The sequence below is a fragment of the Sphingobium sp. V4 genome, assembly GCF_029590555.1.
Taxonomy (GTDB): domain Bacteria; phylum Pseudomonadota; class Alphaproteobacteria; order Sphingomonadales; family Sphingomonadaceae; genus Sphingobium.
Map to the genome: position 1 here is coordinate 115,892 of NZ_CP081001.1, position 14,859 is coordinate 130,750.

Genomic DNA, 14,859 nt, shown 5'->3' on the forward strand with positions numbered 1-14,859 from the left:
GAATGAAGGTCGATGCGTTGACTGGCCCGGGAATCGGACGCGGAGCGACAAGGGTGGTGCTGGCCGCCGTAGGCGCCGCGATCGCCCTGTTGGCGACGCCGGTCGGGTTGCTCGAAACGGTCGTGGCGTCGAGTGGCCTGAGCGAGGTTCTGGCCGCCGCCGCGCCGCCGCTGGGACTGACGGCCCGGTTGTCGATGGCCGGCTTCGCCGCGCTGCTGGCGGCAGGAATAGTGGGTATTACTCGGCGCGATCCGCAAGAAGCGGATGGCGGATTGGACGATGAGGAGCGCGGGTCGCGCATCCAGGGAGCAAGCAAAATGGGTTTCGCCTTTTCAAAGCTGACCGCTCTTGCGCGAGGCCGCGCCATGCCGGAAGCCCGGTCCGATGCGCCCTCGCTGCGTCGGGCCGACGCGCACCCGGATGCGCCGTCGCGCCCGCCCATCTTCGCGAGCCGGGATTTCGAAGGGGTCGAAATTTTCGCGCGACAGGGCGCGGGGCGGCGTCCCCTGGTCGCTCATCCTGAATCCGAACCCGAATCGGTAAGATCCGTCCCCGGCTTCACCATGCCGCGCGCGCCTGAGCCGCTGGCGGAGGATGCCATGCCCCAGCCCGCCTTCCTGCGCCCGGCCGCCTCGCTCGTGGAAACGGCGAAGGAAGCACCAAAGCCGGTCGGGGATGATGAAACTGCGTCGGTCATCCCTGCATCCGATGAGCAATGGGCCGATGCGATGTCCGGCGATGCAGAAGCGATCGACCGGGACATGATGGCAGCGCCGGTCCAAATGGCGGCGACGGCATCGCTCGCACCTCTGCCCCTGCCGACTCATGGGCTGTCCATAGCCCAGCTTACCGAGCGGCTGGAGCGCGGCCTGGCCCTGCGTCGTCGCGGCCTGCCAACCGGCGCGGCCCAGGTGCTTGCCGACATGCCCGTCGTCCCGCCCGTGCCGGTGCGCGATTCGGTCGCACCCGACGCGGACGAGGCGCTTCGCGCGGCACTCGGCGCGCTGCGCAGCATGGCGGTGGCCCGCCAGCGCTGACGCGCATCTACCAGTCGCGAATCGTCAGTGCCGACATCTCGATCCAGACGCTGTCCACATGCTCCCCCTGATCGTCGATGACGATGTCGGCGACGAAATGATGGGGCAGTGTCCACTCGGCTTCCGCCAATCCCTGGGCGAACAGGGCGCCGCGTGCGGCCGCATCGTCCCCGCCCAACGTCAGCCTGACGACATGGCGGCGCCCCTCGAACAAGGCGCTGGCCCAGGGCCGGCTGGTGGCGCGTTCGATGACGGCCGGCGCGCCTGCCCGCGCCAGCAGCTGCGCCAGGAGGCGGGGCAGGGGATCGGCCGTGCGATTTCCTATTGCTTGAGAACGGACAAGGTTGGCGCGGGCGAAAAGCGGATCGACGCTTGTCATTGGCCGATGCTCCTGCGATAAGTGTTCATGAAATGTTCTATCCTCCTCCGTACCCGTGTGCCAGGTTCGCGGCCGTTGCGCAGGTCGAAGACAAGCCGCGGATCGCGCGCGCATTCGCGGCCGAATCGGGTGGGTGGCATGTCGTGCCGGTGCAGGAATTTCTCGATCGTCATCAGCAGAAGCATTCGCTCTGGTCTCCCTGTTCGATGCGACTCGACGGATATGAGTCGATAGGCATATTCCTATCTCATGCTCAATTTCCTACTTGTCTAGGAAAAATCTTATCGATAATGGATCGGATATGGATGACTCGCAGGACGCCCGGATCGCGCTTGATCGGCTGATCGCCGAACGGGGGGAAAATTATGCCGATCTCTCGCGGCTGATCGGCCGCAACCCGGCCTATATCCAGCAGTTCATCAAGCGCGGCACACCGCGCAAGCTGGACGAGAATGATCGGCGGGTGCTGGCGCGCTATTTCGGCGTGGCCGAAGCGATGCTGGGCGCCGCAGCGGTGGAGGCGCCGCCGCCACCGCGCGTGCGCGCGCTTCCCTCCGTGGTCGCCGTGCCCCGGCTGGCGCTGGGGGCATCGGCGGGCGTGGGCACATTGGACGAGGATGAACGGGCTGCGGGCGTGATGGCGTTCGATGCGCGCTGGCTTCGCCATCTTGGCGTGCGGCCGCAGCATGTGTCGATCATCCGGGTCGATGGCGAATCGATGGCGCCCACGCTGAGCGACGGCGATGACATCATGGTCGATCATGATGACGCCGCGGAACGGCTGCGCGACGGCGTCTATGTGCTGCGTCTCGACGGCGTGTTGATGGTCAAGCGCATCGCTATCGGGCCGCTGCGGGGGCGCTTCAGCGTCGTCAGCGACAATCCGCATTATCCCGACTGGGCCGATATCGACCCGGCCCTGGTCGATATTGTCGGGCGCGTGGTCTGGACCGGGCGACGCTTGCACTGAACGCGCCGCGGCTTCATTGCCGTCAAGCGGGCGTTGACCGCTGTAACAGGATGACCGGTGCAGGAGTGTTCGCATTGACCGACAATGGCGCGGTGATTCGCAAGGCGATCGAATGGCGCGGCGCGCCGATGGCGCTGGCGACCGTCATTTCCACCTGGGGATCGGCGCCGCGTCCCAGGGGCAGCCATATGCTGGTTCATCAGGATGGCCGGCTGGAAGGCAGTATTTCAGGCGGTTGCGTCGAAACGGACGTATTGCAGCGTGCGGCCGAAGTGATCGCCGGCCGGCCGGCCCATATGCAGATTTACGGCGTGGCTGACGGCGATGCCTGGGAGGTCGGGTTGCCGTGCGGCGGCGAGATTGCGGTGCTGATCCAGCCAGTCGGGGAAGGCGGCTTCGCCGCCGATCTGTTCGACCGCATCAGGACCGAAAACGCGCGGGGGCGGGCGTTGGCGCTCGCCACCGATCTCGAAAGCGGCGTGACCCGCGAGGGAATGGAGGAGGGCCGATTCGTCAACCGCTATGATCCGCCGCGTCGTCTGCTGATCGTGGGCGCGGTGCAGATCGCGCAGTCGCTGGTGCCGCTGGCGCAGGCGATCGGCGTGACGCCGGTGGTGATCGATCCGCGCGGCCGCTTCCTGACGGAGGAGCGGTTTCCTGGCGTCGAACTGGACGACCGCTGGCCCGACGAGGCGGTCGCCGCGCGCCTGCCAGGCGAATCGACCGCCATCGTCACGCTGAGTCATGACATCAAGATCGATGATCCGGCGCTTGTCGCGGCGCTGCGCGCGCCGACAGGCTATGTCGCGGCGCTCGGGTCCCGACGCAGCCATGCCGCGAGGCTGGAGCGGCTGGGCGCCATGGGGTTTTCAGCGGAGGATCTGGCACGGATTGACGGGCCGGCTGGGCTGGATATCGGCGCGGTCGGTGCGGCGGAGATTGCGCTGTCGATCACCGCGGGCATGGTCGCAGGGTTCAACGTGAAGCGCTGAAATGCAAGAATGTCCCCTGCCGCAAGGGATGGGCAGGGGACATATCCCTTACGCTGTCGGGCACAAAGGACGGAGGGGCGTTAGCAAAGCGACTGGCAGGATCAATAGCTCGGATGACGTATTTGTGAAATTTCCTGTCGCAAGATGGGATTTTACATTTGTAATATTGCGAAACATTGCGGCGCGCTTTGCCAGAAAATGTCATTATCCTATTGATTAACAATGCTTTCTAGCAGCATCGCCCGCCATTTTTGCCGCCATAACGTGCTTCCTGCCGGTCGCGAAAAAATTGGGTGCGGTCCATGACGGGTTGTTCGGGATGTAGATCGGCCATGTGGCGCCGATAGGCGTCATAGTCGGGCAGCCCGACCATCAGCCGCGCGGTGTGCGTCCATGTCCGGAAAAATCTGTGGAGCAGGCGCGTCATTCCGCCGGCACCAGTTGCGCCGGGATTTCGCGCGCGGTGGGAGCAGCGATCCGGCGCGCGGCCAGGCAGGTCCGGATCGTGAAGAGGAGGATCGAGAGCACCACCGCCAGGAATAGCGCGACCAGCGCCGCATCGACCCTGTCGTTGAAGATGATGCGCTCCATCTCCGCCATCGACTTTGCCGGGCTGAGCAGTTCGCCGGACTGAGCCGCAGCGCTGAACTTGGCGGCATGGGCCAGGAATCCGACCTTGGGATCGGCCGAGAAGAGCTTGAGCCAGCCCGCGGACAGGGTGCAGATCAGCAGCCAGGCGGTCGGCAACATGGTGACCCAGGCGAACTTGTCCCGTTTCATGCGGAAGAGCACGGCGGTCCCCAGCATCAGCGCGATGGCGGCGAGCATCTGGTTGGAAATGCCGAACACCGGCCAGAGCGTGTTCACCCCGCCCAGCGGATCGGTGACGCCCTGGTTGAGGAAGAAGCCCCAGGCCGAAACGCACAGGCCCGTGGCGATGATGCCGGGGACGTGGCTTTTCGTGTCCTTGAACGCGGGGACGGCGAGCGCGATCAGGTCCTGGAGCATGAAACGCCCGGCGCGGGTGCCGGCGTCCACGGCGGTCAGGATGAACAAGGCCTCGAACAATATCGCGAAATGATACCAGAAGGCCTTCATGGCCGGGCCGCCGACGACATGGGAGAATATCTCCGCCATCGCCACCGCCAGCGTCGGCGCGCCGCCCGCACGGCTGATGATACTCTGTTCGCCCACATCCTTCGCCGTCTGGGCGATGAGGTCAGGCGTGATCGGGAAGCCCATTGCGGTGACGGCGGCGGACGCGCTGGCGGCGTCCGTCCCGATCAGCGCGGCGGGGCTGTTCATCGTGAAATAGATGCCGGGGTCTAGGATCGACGCGCCCACCAGCGCCATGATCGCCACGAACGCCTCCATCAGCATCGCGCCATAGCCGATCATCGGCGCATGGGTCTCGCTGGCGATCAGCTTGGGCGTGGTGCCGCTGGAAATCAGAGCGTGGAAGCCCGACACCGCGCCACAGGCGATGGTGATGAACAGGAAGGGGAAGAGGCCGCCGGCCCAGACCGGGCCGTCGCCGCCGACGAACTGGGTCAGCGCCGGCATCTTCAGAGGCGGGGCCATGATGACGATGCCGACGGCCAGCGCTGCGATCGCGCCGATCTTGAGGAAGGTCGACAGATAGTCGCGCGGCGCCAGAAGCAGCCAGACCGGCAGGACGGAGGCGACCGCGCCATAGCCGATCAATATCCAGCAGAGCTGGACGGGCGTGAAGGTGAAAGCCGGACCCCAGACGGGCGAGGCGGCAATAGCCTGGCCATAGACGATGGCGGCGAGCAGGCCGATCAGGCCCAGGATCGACACTTCGCCGATGCGGCCGGGCCTGATCCAGCGGGTATAGGCGCCCATCAGCATGGCGAGCGGCACGGTGGCGGCGACCGTGAACATGCCCCATGGGCTTTCGGCAAGCGCCTTGACCACGATCAGCGCCAGCACGGCGAGGATGATGACCATGATCATGAAGGCGCCGAACAGGGCGATGGTGCCTGCAAGCTGCCCCATTTCCATGCGGATCAGTTCGCCCAGCGACTTGCCGTCGCGACGCATGGAGATGAAGAGGACCATGAAGTCCTGCACCGCGCCCGCCAGCACCACGCCGACGATGATCCACAGCGTGCCGGGCAGATAGCCCATCTGCGCCGCCAGCACCGGGCCGACAAGCGGCCCCGCGCCGGCGATCGCCGCGAAATGATGGCCGAACAGCACGGTGCGGTCGGTCGCAACATAGTCGAGGCCGTCGGCGCGGCGGATCGCGGGGGGGGGCCGCGACGGATCGAGCCGCATCACATGGCGCGCGATGAACAGGGCATAATAGCGATAGGCGACCAGGAAGCAGCTGACCGCCGCCACCACGATCCAGAGCGCATTGACGGCCTCGCCGCGCGACACCGCGACGACCCAGAGCGCGATTGCGCCGATGATGGCTGTCAGGAGCCAGGGAAGATGGCGGGTCATGGTTGGCGTCGGTCCTCGATCAGCGGCGATGGCGCACCCTAGAACCCAAGGTTCCGAAATCAAACCATCATTCCCGCGGCGGTGGGGCAGATCATTGCGTCGCGGCTCTTCCATCCTCCGCCCACTGTCCATGTGCGCGGTCGGGAGGCGAGGGCGGAAGGGCCGGGAAGCATCCGGAACGGAAGCGGCGGCCGCCCGTTCCCCTTCTTCCCCCTGAGGAAGCCAGCCCATGACCTGTGATCCCGCCGCCTTCGATCCCCCGCCCGAAGCAAGGCAATTCTACACCGAAAGCCTGGCGGAGCTGGTCGCGTCGGGCATACCCTTCATGCTGTCGAGCACCTATGCGCTGGGATGCCACACCGGGATCGTGCGGCCGACCAAGGATCTGGACGTCTTCTGCAAAGCGGGCGACGCGCCGCGCATCCTCGCCCATTTCAAGCATCTGGGCCATGACGTGGAGTTCGAGGACGAACGCTGGATCGGCAAGGTCTGGAAGGACGGCAATTTCTTCGACGTCATCTACAATATCTCCTCGGCGAGCCTGCCGGTGACGGAGGAGTGGTTTCGCGACATTTCCTATGCCGAGGTTTACGGCACCCGCGTCCGCATCACGCCGCCGACCGAATTCATCCTCTCCAAGCTCTTCATCCAGGATCGCTACCGCTATGACGGAGCGGACGTCGCCCACATGATCCTGAAGCAGCATGAGGCGATGGACTGGCAGCGACTGCTCGACGCGATGGAACTGCATTGGGAATTGCTGCTGATCCACCTGCTCAATTTCCGCTTCATCTATCCGACCGAGCGCCACTGCATTCCGCTCTGGCTGTTCGAGGAATTGCTGGGCCGGTTGCAGACACGGGCGGAACTGCCCGTGCCCAACATCCGCGTCTGCCGGGGACGGCTCCTGTCCCCGCGCGACTATCTGGTCGACATCACCGAATGGGGCTTCGCCGATGTCGTCGGGAAAGGACTGGAGGAAAGCCATGACCGCAACAAGTGAGGGCGGCCTGACCATAGCCGCGATCGGCGACCTGCATGTGACCGACACGTCGGAGCATAAATATCGGGACATGTTCGCCGAGATTTCGGAAAAGGCCGACGTGCTGGCCTTGTGCGGCGATCTCACCAATTTCGGCAAGACGCGGGAGGCGGAGATACTGGCCGAAGATCTGCACGCCTGCACTATCCCCACGGTCGCGGTGCTGGGGAATCATGATCATGAATGCGGCCAGCCGGAGGAAGTGGCGCGCATCCTTCATGGCGCGGGCGTCACCCTGCTGGACGAGCAGGCGGTGGAGATAAGGGGTGTGGGCTTTGCCGGGGTGAAGGGCTTTGTCGGCGGCTTTGGCCGGGGCGAACTGGGTGCCTTCGGTGAAAGGGCGATCAAGGGGTTCGTCGAGGAATCGATCAACGAAGCGCGCAAACTGGAAAATGCGCTGCGCAGCCTGCGCACCGACCGGGTGGCGGCGGTGCTCCATTATGCCCCGATTGCGGACACCGTGATGGGCGAGCCGCCCGAAATCTTCCCCTTCCTCGGCTCCTCGCGCCTGGCCGACGCGATCGACCGGTTCGACAATGTACGCTTCGCTGTCCATGGCCATGCCCATCGCGGCGCTTTCGAGGGCAAGACGCGGCGCGGCGTCCCGGTCTATAATTGCGCGCAGTTTGTGGTGTCGGAACAGTTCGGCCGCCCCTATGCGCTGATCGCGGTATAGGTGCGCCCGGCCGCTCTTGATCCTGCGCGCCGTCCGCTGTTCCGGCCGAGCCGGTTATGGTTTAAGGCCGGCGCGATGACCCGCTTTGCCGCCTTGCTCGCCCTCGCTCTTCCTGCCGCCTGTTCCAGCCCCCCGCGCGCCGCCGATACCGCCGCATCCGCGCAGGAGAATAGGAACGCGCTCGTCCCGGTCGTCATCCGCACCGCTGGTGGCGCCCGTCGCTTCGCCGTGGAGGTCGCGCGCACGCCCCAGGAACAGGAAAAGGGGCTGATGTTCCGCAAAGAGCTGCCGGATGACGGCGGGATGCTCTTTCCCATGGAGCCGCCGCGCACGGCCAGCTTCTGGATGAAGGACACACTGATCCCGCTCGACATGCTCTTCGTCCGCACCGACGGCACCATCGCCTTGCTCAAGGCCGAAGCCGAACCTTATTCGCGCATACCCGTGTCCGCCGGCGTGCCGGTGGCGGCGGTGCTCGAACTGCGCGGCGGGCGCGCGGCGGAACTGGGCATCGGCGAAGGCGACCGGGTCGCCTGGGGCGGCTGCGCGGTGCCGGGGGAAAAGCTCACGACCGACCTCAATTTCTGTCCCGCCCCGGCGCGATAGCGCCATATCCACCTTGCCGAGGCGGGGCGCAGCGGCTAAGCGCATGGCCCATGGGAATCCTGGCTAACATCTTCACCTGGTGGAATGGCGCCACCTTCGGCACCTGGCTCTTCACGACCCGCAAGGGCACCAAGGTGGGCGAAGACCATCAGGGCAATGTCTATTATGAAGGCGGCACCGACCCCAATGGCCTGACCCGCCGCTGGGTGATCTACAACGGCGCCAATGACGCGAGCCGCGTGCCGGCCGAGTGGCATGGCTGGCTGCATCATTCGATCGAGGGCGCGCCCGAAAGCTTCCTGCCGCCGCCGCGTATCTGGGAACGGGAATATACCCCCAACGCGACCGGCACCGCCAACGCCTATCGCCCGTCGGGCGCGCTCGAAAAGGGCGGCCAGCGCCAGAAGGCGACCGGCGACTATGAGGCGTGGAGCCCCGACGCGGCATGACCCGGCGTCCGGCGGGGGCGTTCCCGCCGATCCTGCATGGCCTTCCCCTGCTGTCCTGCGCCCTGGTGCTGGCTGCCTGTGGCGACAATGATCTGCCCGCCGCCAACCAGTCGGGGCCGGTCAAGGTCGAAGGCAGCTCGATCCGCACGGCCGACAATGGCGTGTTGCCCGGTACGCCGATGGCGCAACGCAGCGCCGTCATCGGCCTGCTCAACAAGCGCAACGGGCTGACCCGCGATTTGACGATGAAGCCGGGCGAAGCACTGCGTGTCGGCGATGCGATCGTCCGCCTCCAGGCTTGCGAAACCAGCGCGCCCTGGGAAAATGTCCAGGAAACCGGCGCCTTCGTCCAGCTCGACGTGCGATCCAGCGCCGACAATAAATGGCGTCGCGCCTTTTCCGGCTGGCTGTTCCGCGACCGGCCCGACCGCAATGTCGTGCAGCACCCGGTCTATGACGTCTGGGTCAGGAGCTGTGCGATGGAATGGCCGGAAACCGGCCCTGACACGGTCAAGCTGGGCGGCAAGGGCGAGCCGGTGTCCGCCGCCTCTCCTGCGAGCGGGGCGAACGCCAGTTCGGCCGCCAGCCCCGAACCGGCCGACAGCGGGTCCGCGCCTACGCCCAGCGGTACGCCCGCGACCGCCGCGCCCAATAACTGAAGATAATCGCGCTGGCTGATCTCGATCGCGCCCATGGAGCGCAGATGATCGGTCATGAACTGGCAGTCGAGCAGGGTGAAGCCGGCAAAGCGCAGTCGCGCCACCAGCCAGGCCAGCGCGACCTTTGACGCGTCGGTGCGGCGCGACACCATGGATTCGCCGAAAAACGCCTGGCCGAGCGCCACGCCATAGAGCCCGCCAACCAGTTCCTCGCCCTCCCAGACCTCGACCGAATGGGCGAAGCCGCGCGCATGGAGATCGCGATATGCGCGCTCTATCTCATGGTTGATCCAGGTGGAGGGGCGATCCGCCGCGGCCTGCGCGCAAAGCGCCAATATCTCGCCGAAGGCGCGGTTCGCGGTGACGCGGAACCGTTCGCGGCGAATCACTTTGGCCAGCGAGTGGGAGAGGTGAAAGCCCTCCAGTGGCAATATGGCGCGATATTTTGGCTCGACCCAGTAGACCTCGCGCGCGTCGCGATCGTCCGACATGGGGAAGACGCCGATGGAATAGGCCTGCAACAGGATCAGCGGGTCGATCATCATGCTCCATCAGGATTAGCAGACCCGGACGGAAGGACCAGCCCCTTACGACCGCTTTCGGCGCTGTCCCGCGCGGCTTATGATGCCCCATGCGCCTTGTGCTGATTTTCCTGCTGCTGGCCAGCCTTGCGGTTCCCGTCCTTGCTCGATCCGACCGCAGCGGCCATTATTATCTGCGCGGCGTGATGGAGACGGGGTCGGAACTGCTGCTGCGACCCGATGGCCGATTTCAATGGTATCTGGTGATCGGCGCGCTCGACCTGTTCGCCGAAGGGCGCTGGAGCGAGAAGGACGGCATTGTCCTGCTGAAGGCCGAGAAAACGAAGGACGTGCCGGAGCCGGGTTTCGAGACGCTGCAGTTGACGGTGCGCGACAGCGACCTGATCCCGCCGGACGGACATGGCGCCTATGTGTTGCCAATGCGCGCGGGCGATTGACACGGGCTGGCGCGTGCCTAGCGTCGTCTTCCATGAAAAACATATGCTTGGCGCTGCTGCCGCTCCTCCTCGCCATTCCCTCCGTGCACGCTGCTGACGCTCCGGTCGCCGGTCCCTATGCCGCGCGGATCGACAAGCTGCTGAAGGCCACGCCGCTGATCGATGGCCATAATGACTGGCCGGAGGCGCTGGCGGAGAAGGCGAAGGACGCCCGCTGGACGATGGACCTGACCCGGCTCGACCCGAAGCAATATCATACCGACATCACCCGCCTGCGCGCCGGCGGCGTCGGGGGGCAATTCTGGTCGGTATGGGTGTCGGCGGATCTGCCGCAGGTGCAGCAGGTGAAGGACACGCTCGACCAGATCGGCATGGTCCACAGCCTCGTCGCCCGCTATCCGCAGCATTTCCGGTTGGCCCGCACCGCCGCCGACATGCGCGCCGCGCACAGGGCAGGGCGGATCGGATCGCTGATCGGGGTCGAGGGCGGTGGCCAGATCGACGGCAGCCTGGCGGTGCTGCGCGCCTATCGGGAATTGGGCGCTTCCTATCTGACTCTGACCCACAGCCGCACCATCGCATGGGCCGACAGCGCGACCGACAATCCGCAGCATGATGGTCTCACCCCCTTCGGCGAGGCGGTGGTGCATGAACTGAACCGGCTGGGGATGCTGGTCGACCTCAGCCATGTCAGCGAAGCGACGATGCTCGACGCGCTGCGCGTGACGAAGGCGCCCGTGATTTTCTCCCATTCCAATGCCCGCGCGCTCTGCAACACGTCGCGCAACGTGTCGGACAGGGTGCTCAAGCAGGTCGCGGTCAATGGCGGCGTGGTGATGGTCAATTTCGCGGCCCAATATGTGTCCGAAGCGCGCCGCGTCTGGGGATCGGACCGCAGCGCCGAAATCACCCGCAACAACGCCCCGCCTTTCGGCGGCCTGCATATCGGCGACCCGGACGCGGCGGCGAGGGCGCTGGCCGACTGGGAAAGGGCGAACCCGGAGCCGGTGACGACCATCGGCCAGGTCGCCGATCATGTCGAGCATATCGTCAGACAAGCCGGCATCGACCATGTCGGGATCGGCAGCGACTTCGACGGGGTGGGCGCGCTGCCCCAGGGGCTGAGCGGCGTCGAAACCTATCCCGCCCTGTTCGCCGAGTTGATGCGCCGCGGCTGGAGCGACGGCGACATCGCCAAGCTGGCCGGGGAGAATGTGCTGCGTGTCATGGCGGCGGCGGAAAAGGTCGCGGCAAGCATGAAGGGCGAGCCGCAGGGCCATGCGGTGCTGGCGGTGGCCAAAGAATAAGGGGGCAGGCTGGCAAAAAGGGCTGAGGGGGTGCAAGCGCGCGAAAATGAGCCCGGCTATCGCAAAGCTCCCTCGTCCAACTTCGCCTGACCGCTCCAGCTAGGTCTCCGGCATCCCGCCCAACGGAAAATAGGGTCGCCACGGTCGTGCTTCCTCCACCGCGCGGGCGAAGGATAGCCGCTCCAGCAGCCGCCTCAGATAAGCGCGGACATGGCGCATGGCCTCCGGAACGGGATGCGACCAGTGGGCGTAGAAAAGATGCGGCGCGGCGGCGCAGTCGGCCAGGCTGAACATGTCACCCGCAGCCCATTCCCGCCCCGCCATATGCGCGTCGAGCCAGGTATAGGCCTGGTCCAGCGCAGCCCGCGCATCGGCGACGCCCGCCGGGTCTTTCTGGCCTTCGGGACGCAAAGCATCCAACACCAGCTTCTGCTGCGGCGTCGCCACATGATTGTCGAAGACACGGTCGAGCAGCCGCACCTCCAGCGCCGCGGCAGGATCATCCGGGATCAGCCGCACCGGCCCGGGATGATGGATATGAAGATGCTCGACGATGATGCTCGCTTCGAACACCGCGTTCCCGTCATCCTCCAGCACCGGGAATTTGCCGATTGGCCAGAGTTCGGACAGTCGCGCGCCATTGTCCGGGTGGTCGGGGTCGAGCATCCGGAAGGTGAAGGGAATATCATTCTCGTAAAAGGCGATCAGTGCCTTCTGGCAGTAGGAGGAGAAGGGGTGGCCGAACAATTGCAGCATCGCCATCCTCCTCCCCTGCAGGCGATCAGTGGACGAAGCGTGCCACCACGTCGCGATAGGATCGGCTGACCTTTACCTGGGCGCCCGATTCCAGCACCAGGAAACATTCGCCATTGGTGTGCGGCTTCACCTGACGCACCTGGCTAAGATTGACGATGGTGGAGCGGTGGACCCGCTGGAAATTGCGCGGATCGAGCCGCTTTTCCAGATCCTTCATCGTCTCGCGCAGGATCAACGAATTGTCGGCGGTATAGATGCACATATAGTCGCCGGCCGCATCGATCCGCTCGATCGAATCCACGTCGACGCGGAAAATCTGGCCGCGATCCTTGATGTTGATGAGCTTTTCGAACCGATTGGACGCAGGGGCATCGTCGTCCGCCGCGAAATCGCTCATCGCCTGCGGAGCGACTTCGGCCAGCACCTCGCGCAGCTTCTCGGCTTCCTGCACCTGGCGCTTTTCGCTCAGGCGCTGCCGCACCCGGTCGAGCGCGTCGGCGAGGCGGCCTTCCTCCACCGGTTTCATAAGATAGTCCACGGCCTGCGCCTCGAACGCGCGGATCGCATGGTCGCTATAGGCAGTCACGAAGATGAACAGCGGCGGCTCCACCTCCATCATGCCCTGGACGACGGAAAAGCCATCGAAACCGGGCATTTGAATGTCGAGGAACACAAGGTCGGGTTTATGCGTCTTGATGGCACGGATGGCTTCGCGGCCATTGGTGCAGGTTTCAATGATTTCGACATCCTCATGCGCTTGCAGACGCAGCTGGAGACCTTGAATGGCCAGGCTTTCGTCATCGACGAGGATTGTTCTGATGGTCATGCGGCCACTTTCGATGTTTCTTCCATGTTCAGCGGAATTTCGATGATGACCGAAAATCCGCCTGGCGTGGAACGCGTTTCGAAGCTCTGTCGTTCCCCGAAGGCCTGAATTAACCGGTCCCGGATGTTCGGCAGGCCGACGCCCGTTCCTTCGCTCATGGGAATGTGCGGTTTCATGGCGCCGTCGTTCAATCCCGGTCCGGTGTCCGATACGACGATCCGGACATTTTCACCGGCGGGCTGCGCCGCCACCGAAATCTCGGCCCCTTCTTCCTTGGGGGTCACCGCATATTTGATCGCATTTTCGACCAGCGGTTGCAACAGCAGCGACGGCAGTCGCGCATGGGCCACCATCGGATCGATGGAAAAGACCGGGCGGAGTCGATCCTCGAACCGCATCTTCTCGATCTCCAGATAGAGTTTCAGCGTCTCCACCTCCTGTTCGATCGTCACCTGGGCCGTCGGCTCGTTGATCAGGGTATAGCGCAGGAAGGAGGACAGGCGCGACAGCATCGCATTCGCCCGGTCGGTCTGCTTGAGCAGGACCAGCGTCGATATGCTGTTGAGCGTGTTGAACAGGAAATGCGGGTTGAGCTGGTAGCGCAGCATTGCCAGCTGGGCGTTGGCGGCCTGGTTTTCCAGCCGCAGCAGCTGGTCCGCCTGTTCCTCGACCGTCAGGTAGAAGTTGATCGCATAATAGAGCGCTGACCAGGCGCCCACCAGCGTCATAGACAGGTAAAAGGCGCCCAGGAAGAGTTGCAGGCCCGCCGTCTCGCTGCCCCGGTTCTGGGTGGAAAAGACCCAGGAGTCGATGAATGCGACCAGGCCCGCCGCCAGCACCACGGTCAGAATCGACACACCCCAGGTGACGATCGGCCGCTGCTTGAGCAGGAAGCGGAAGACGACCGCGATCAGCAGCGTCACCGAATAGCCGGTGACGGTCGAAATCATCACCGGCACCAGACTGGACAATGGCTGCCCATTGGCGACCGTGGAGGAGCCGCGCAGCAGGAACGCGCCCGCCCATCCCAGCGATTGCAGGTTCCAGAAGGCGCGGTTCTTGTCAGCGAAAAAGGGCTGAGGCTGGATACGGGGAGCAGACATCTCCCCCAGCCTAGAGACTTTCCGCGCCGGGGTGAAGCCGCGTCAGGCCGCCGCTGCGGGTTCTTCCGCCATCGGCGTCACCTCGTCCCGGCACAGCCAGACCAGATCGGACAGGTCGAGGGTGCGTCCGTCATGCGCCTGGATGCCGATCAGGCGGATCGGCTGGCCGTCCCGCTTGTCCGCCAGCACCTGGCAGGCCGGGGTGCCGCAGCCCCATTTCTCGCCCCATTGGCGCAGCGCGATCATGGCCGGCGCCAGATCCTGCCCCTTTTCGGTCAGCCGATATTCGACCTTGCGCCGGTCGCACTGCATCGGCTGGCGCAGCATGATGCCGTTTTCCACCAGTCGCGCTAGCCGGTTGGCAAGGATGTTGCGGGCAATGCCGAGGGTCGACTGGAACTCCTCGAAATGGCGGATGCCTGACAGGGCGCCGCGCAAGATCAGGAACGACCAGCGTTCACCCATCATCTCCAGCGCGCTTGGAAGCGCGCATTGTTCCAGATCCTGGGCCAGATTATGTTTCATGGTGGTCACGCATAGCGTAAAGCTGGGAATGTTGCAAAATCGCCGCCTAATTGCTGCAACATGGGATTTTTTTGTTGCACC

The 14,859-nt window shown here is 64.9% G+C and carries 18 protein-coding genes and 1 pseudogene; 10 read left to right on the forward strand and 9 right to left on the reverse strand.

Features of this window, described 5'->3' with window-relative positions:
• Positions 1–53 precede the first annotated feature (53 nt).
• The gene (locus K3M67_RS00605; RefSeq protein ID WP_285831997.1) at positions 54–1,037 is read left to right on the forward strand and encodes a hypothetical protein; all 984 of its coding nucleotides are present in this window, start codon (positions 54–56) and stop codon (positions 1,035–1,037) included.
• A gap of 7 nt (positions 1,038–1,044) precedes the next feature.
• On the opposite strand, the gene K3M67_RS00610 is transcribed toward K3M67_RS00605, so the two are convergent.
• A complete protein-coding gene (locus K3M67_RS00610) occupies positions 1,045–1,416 on the reverse strand; it encodes a hypothetical protein (RefSeq protein WP_285831998.1) in 372 nt (123 codons plus the stop codon).
• Complete coding sequence (locus K3M67_RS00615; protein ID WP_285831999.1) at positions 1,413–1,601, reverse strand: hypothetical protein; 189 nt, start codon at positions 1,599–1,601, stop codon at positions 1,413–1,415. Before K3M67_RS00615 ends, K3M67_RS00610 begins: the two co-directional genes overlap by 4 nt.
• Before the next feature lie 116 nt (positions 1,602–1,717).
• Here K3M67_RS00615 and K3M67_RS00620 point away from each other — a divergent pair, with 116 nt between their 5' ends.
• On the forward strand, positions 1,718–2,386 hold the full coding sequence (locus K3M67_RS00620) for a S24 family peptidase (RefSeq protein ID WP_066864200.1): 669 nt from the start codon (positions 1,718–1,720) through the stop codon (positions 2,384–2,386).
• Positions 2,387–2,460: 74 nt separating this feature from the next.
• Positions 2,461–3,378 carry an XdhC family protein gene (locus tag K3M67_RS00625; RefSeq protein WP_066865233.1) on the forward strand — a complete coding sequence of 306 codons (918 nt, stop codon included), beginning with the start codon at positions 2,461–2,463 and terminating at the stop codon, positions 3,376–3,378.
• 229 nt (positions 3,379–3,607) lie between these two features.
• Here the strand turns inward: K3M67_RS00625 and K3M67_RS00630 are convergent, their stop codons facing one another.
• Positions 3,608–3,805 carry a YbdD/YjiX family protein gene (locus K3M67_RS00630; RefSeq protein WP_066864198.1) on the reverse strand — a complete coding sequence of 66 codons (198 nt, stop codon included), beginning with the start codon at positions 3,803–3,805 and terminating at the stop codon, positions 3,608–3,610.
• On the reverse strand, positions 3,802–5,850 hold the full coding sequence (locus K3M67_RS00635; RefSeq protein ID WP_285832000.1) for a carbon starvation CstA family protein: 2,049 nt from the start codon (positions 5,848–5,850) through the stop codon (positions 3,802–3,804). Before K3M67_RS00635 ends, K3M67_RS00630 begins: the two co-directional genes overlap by 4 nt.
• Positions 5,851–6,079: 229 nt before the next feature.
• Between K3M67_RS00635 and K3M67_RS00640 the strand changes: the two genes are divergently transcribed.
• The 5 genes and pseudogenes from K3M67_RS00640 to K3M67_RS00660 all read left to right on the forward strand — a co-directional run.
• A complete protein-coding gene (locus tag K3M67_RS00640; RefSeq protein ID WP_285832001.1) occupies positions 6,080–6,853 on the forward strand; it encodes a nucleotidyltransferase family protein in 774 nt (257 codons plus the stop codon).
• Entirely contained in the window at positions 6,837–7,568 is a 732-nt protein-coding gene (locus tag K3M67_RS00645) for a metallophosphoesterase family protein (protein WP_285832002.1), read from the forward strand. The genes K3M67_RS00640 and K3M67_RS00645 overlap by 17 nt, the downstream gene beginning before the upstream one ends.
• A 75-nt stretch (positions 7,569–7,643) precedes the next feature.
• The gene (locus K3M67_RS00650) at positions 7,644–8,174 is read left to right on the forward strand and encodes a DUF192 domain-containing protein (RefSeq protein ID WP_066865231.1); all 531 of its coding nucleotides are present in this window, start codon (positions 7,644–7,646) and stop codon (positions 8,172–8,174) included.
• 50 nt (positions 8,175–8,224) lie between these two features.
• Positions 8,225–8,623, forward strand: coding sequence for an NADH:ubiquinone oxidoreductase subunit NDUFA12 (locus K3M67_RS00655; protein ID WP_066864184.1), 399 nt, complete (start codon positions 8,225–8,227; stop codon positions 8,621–8,623).
• Between the two features lie 245 nt (positions 8,624–8,868).
• Positions 8,869–9,039 (forward strand): annotated as a pseudogene (locus K3M67_RS00660) (DUF2155 domain-containing protein); the annotation flags it as partial.
• A gap of 35 nt (positions 9,040–9,074) precedes the next feature.
• Here K3M67_RS00660 and aat read toward each other — a convergent pair.
• Positions 9,075–9,827, reverse strand: coding sequence for a leucyl/phenylalanyl-tRNA--protein transferase (aat, locus tag K3M67_RS00665; RefSeq protein ID WP_066864178.1), 753 nt, complete (start codon positions 9,825–9,827; stop codon positions 9,075–9,077).
• 86 nt (positions 9,828–9,913) lie between these two features.
• Between aat and K3M67_RS00670 the strand changes: the two genes are divergently transcribed.
• Positions 9,914–10,261 carry a hypothetical protein gene (locus K3M67_RS00670; RefSeq protein ID WP_066864175.1) on the forward strand — a complete coding sequence of 116 codons (348 nt, stop codon included), beginning with the start codon at positions 9,914–9,916 and terminating at the stop codon, positions 10,259–10,261.
• Positions 10,262–10,293: 32 nt separating this feature from the next.
• A complete protein-coding gene (locus K3M67_RS00675; protein WP_285832003.1) occupies positions 10,294–11,568 on the forward strand; it encodes a dipeptidase in 1,275 nt (424 codons plus the stop codon).
• A 99-nt stretch (positions 11,569–11,667) separates the two neighbouring features.
• Here K3M67_RS00675 and K3M67_RS00680 read toward each other — a convergent pair whose 3' ends face one another.
• The 4 genes from K3M67_RS00680 to K3M67_RS00695 are packed head-to-tail and all read right to left on the reverse strand — an operon-like array spanning position 11,668 to position 14,778.
• Positions 11,668–12,324 carry a glutathione S-transferase family protein gene (locus tag K3M67_RS00680; protein ID WP_285832004.1) on the reverse strand — a complete coding sequence of 219 codons (657 nt, stop codon included), beginning with the start codon at positions 12,322–12,324 and terminating at the stop codon, positions 11,668–11,670.
• A gap of 25 nt (positions 12,325–12,349) precedes the next feature.
• On the reverse strand, positions 12,350–13,150 hold the full coding sequence (locus tag K3M67_RS00685; protein WP_066864166.1) for a LytR/AlgR family response regulator transcription factor: 801 nt from the start codon (positions 13,148–13,150) through the stop codon (positions 12,350–12,352).
• Positions 13,147–14,253 carry a sensor histidine kinase gene (locus K3M67_RS00690; protein WP_066864164.1) on the reverse strand — a complete coding sequence of 369 codons (1,107 nt, stop codon included), beginning with the start codon at positions 14,251–14,253 and terminating at the stop codon, positions 13,147–13,149. Before K3M67_RS00690 ends, K3M67_RS00685 begins: the two co-directional genes overlap by 4 nt.
• A 42-nt stretch (positions 14,254–14,295) precedes the next feature.
• Positions 14,296–14,778, reverse strand: a complete 483-nt coding sequence (locus K3M67_RS00695) for a winged helix-turn-helix transcriptional regulator (RefSeq protein ID WP_066864161.1) — start codon at positions 14,776–14,778, stop codon at positions 14,296–14,298.
• Between the last annotated feature and the right edge of the window lie 81 nt (positions 14,779–14,859).

Excerpts from the sequence above, each read along its gene's own strand:
- K3M67_RS00640 (WP_285832001.1), top strand. The coding sequence starts at position 6,080 with ATGACCTGTGATCCCGCCGCCTTCGATCCCCCGCCCGAAGCAAGGCAA.
- K3M67_RS00630 (WP_066864198.1), bottom strand. The coding sequence starts at position 3,805 with ATGACGCGCCTGCTCCACAGATTTTTCCGGACATGGACGCACACCGCG.
- K3M67_RS00675 (WP_285832003.1), top strand. The coding sequence starts at position 10,294 with ATGAAAAACATATGCTTGGCGCTGCTGCCGCTCCTCCTCGCCATTCCC.
- K3M67_RS00650 (WP_066865231.1), top strand. The coding sequence starts at position 7,644 with ATGACCCGCTTTGCCGCCTTGCTCGCCCTCGCTCTTCCTGCCGCCTGT.
- K3M67_RS00685 (WP_066864166.1), bottom strand. The coding sequence starts at position 13,150 with ATGACCATCAGAACAATCCTCGTCGATGACGAAAGCCTGGCCATTCAA.
- K3M67_RS00655 (WP_066864184.1), top strand. The coding sequence starts at position 8,225 with ATGGGAATCCTGGCTAACATCTTCACCTGGTGGAATGGCGCCACCTTC.
- K3M67_RS00620 (WP_066864200.1), top strand. The coding sequence starts at position 1,718 with ATGGATGACTCGCAGGACGCCCGGATCGCGCTTGATCGGCTGATCGCC.
- K3M67_RS00635 (WP_285832000.1), bottom strand. The coding sequence starts at position 5,850 with ATGACCCGCCATCTTCCCTGGCTCCTGACAGCCATCATCGGCGCAATC.
- K3M67_RS00690 (WP_066864164.1), bottom strand. The coding sequence starts at position 14,253 with ATGTCTGCTCCCCGTATCCAGCCTCAGCCCTTTTTCGCTGACAAGAAC.
- K3M67_RS00615 (WP_285831999.1), bottom strand. The coding sequence starts at position 1,601 with ATGCTTCTGCTGATGACGATCGAGAAATTCCTGCACCGGCACGACATG.
- K3M67_RS00695 (WP_066864161.1), bottom strand. The coding sequence starts at position 14,778 with ATGAAACATAATCTGGCCCAGGATCTGGAACAATGCGCGCTTCCAAGC.
- K3M67_RS00670 (WP_066864175.1), top strand. The coding sequence starts at position 9,914 with ATGCGCCTTGTGCTGATTTTCCTGCTGCTGGCCAGCCTTGCGGTTCCC.
- K3M67_RS00680 (WP_285832004.1), bottom strand. The coding sequence starts at position 12,324 with ATGCTGCAATTGTTCGGCCACCCCTTCTCCTCCTACTGCCAGAAGGCA.
- aat (WP_066864178.1), bottom strand. The coding sequence starts at position 9,827 with ATGATGATCGACCCGCTGATCCTGTTGCAGGCCTATTCCATCGGCGTC.
- K3M67_RS00610 (WP_285831998.1), bottom strand. The coding sequence starts at position 1,416 with ATGACAAGCGTCGATCCGCTTTTCGCCCGCGCCAACCTTGTCCGTTCT.
- K3M67_RS00645 (WP_285832002.1), top strand. The coding sequence starts at position 6,837 with ATGACCGCAACAAGTGAGGGCGGCCTGACCATAGCCGCGATCGGCGAC.